The 1,400-nt window shown below is 40.1% G+C and carries 2 protein-coding genes; both read left to right on the top strand.

Going from position 1 to position 1,400, the window contains the following annotated elements; all coding sequences use genetic code 11:
* The first annotated feature begins 113 nt into the window (after positions 1-113).
* A complete protein-coding gene (locus FVR03_RS24095) occupies positions 114-749 on the top strand; it encodes a DMP19 family protein (protein WP_222707321.1) in 636 nt (211 codons plus the stop codon).
* Positions 750-838: 89 nt separating this feature from the next.
* On the top strand, positions 839-1,273 hold the full coding sequence (locus FVR03_RS24100) for a hypothetical protein (protein ID WP_147924323.1): 435 nt from the start codon (positions 839-841) through the stop codon (positions 1,271-1,273).
* The last annotated feature ends 127 nt before the right edge of the window (positions 1,274-1,400 follow it).

The following is a 1,400-nucleotide window of genomic DNA, read 5'->3' on the forward strand; positions in this document are numbered from 1 at the left end:
TAAATCTGCCAACACAGCACAGGCACCACGTTCGGCTAATGCCTCACCCGCTGCCTGCACCAATCCGTTGTGCGGCATTAGAATCAATGGAAAAACAGAAAAGACAGGAGCTTATGAAGAAGTATAAAGAAGAGCAGTTAGCAACTGACCCTGGACTTCAGCTCTTGTCTAAATTTAAAGAGCAAATTAGCCAAGCCTCTGCCATAAGCAAGGAACATCTCGAAAGGTGGAGCGACGAAGAGCTTGAACAAAAGATTGTTTACTATACCTACAATAGGTTTGAAAAAGCAGGTAGAGCATCCAAAGGTAAGAACCAAGTGGAATGGGAAAGGGAGGCTTTGCAGAGTCTACCTGTAGGAGTTCAGGCTGTTTACGCCACATACTTGTTTGAAAGTGACTTAAACTTAAATGGTAGCTTCTGGGATTTTTTCTACCAGAACAATGGTGCCTTTGCCATAGATACTCTCAATGCCTATCGACTCATGGAAGACATGGAAATGGTAGAGATACTGGAGCAATGTATAGGAGCTTACCTGAAAATGCTACAGAGCGGGGAAATTCAAGCACTGTATGGGGTAGTGCATGATTGGAGCATTGACGAAGAGTACTTTATAATCCGCAACAAAAAGAACTTTGAAGAATTGGATAGAGAGTACCTGGCAATGAAAACAAACCTTGTTGAAGAGTTAAGGACAAAGAAAGTACGATTCATCCGAAATCATCCTGAACTCCTGATAACAGAAAAATAACGAACGCACAACAAAGTGCATAATTTAGGTGCGGCTACGCCTTCCCACATTATAGCACAAGCACGTTGTGCTGCATTTAAATTAAAGGAATGAAAAGTTGCTTTACCATATTAATAGCACTTCTTGTTTTGTCATCGTGCGACCCAGTCTTTACTGGAGAATTACGCAACTACACAAATGAAGAAATAGAAGTCACAGTATGTGGTTCAGAACTTTATGAAGTTAATTCTGATAATTCAGGTAAAGAGACATCGTCAACAGAAGAACCAAAGAATTGCAAGACTATAGTTGTTGCCAAAGATGGAACCTTACCTCTTGTAGTAGCCTCAGAAATTGCCAAACCAATTACTTCAGATGATTTGGGATTTGACGAAATTACAATAAAGGCAAAACAAGGGCTGATAAAGGCTTCAGGGAAAGAAGCTATAATGAGCCTTTTTAGGCTTGAAAATCATAGAAATGTTATCGGTATAAACACCTTTGATGTGTATCATATCGATGTGGGGCTGAAAAAAGAAGAATAAGAAAAACGAAACCACAACCACACCTATACGGCAGCTATGCCGCCGCATAGCCAAGTCCGTTAGCAGTAAATGGAATCATGAATGAAAAGAATTTTACAACTTAAGCACTGGCAGATTTTTCTAATCT

Origin of the sequence: Pontibacter qinzhouensis (genome assembly GCF_008017455.1) — a bacterium.
GTDB classification, from domain to species: domain Bacteria; phylum Bacteroidota; class Bacteroidia; order Cytophagales; family Hymenobacteraceae; genus Pontibacter; species Pontibacter qinzhouensis.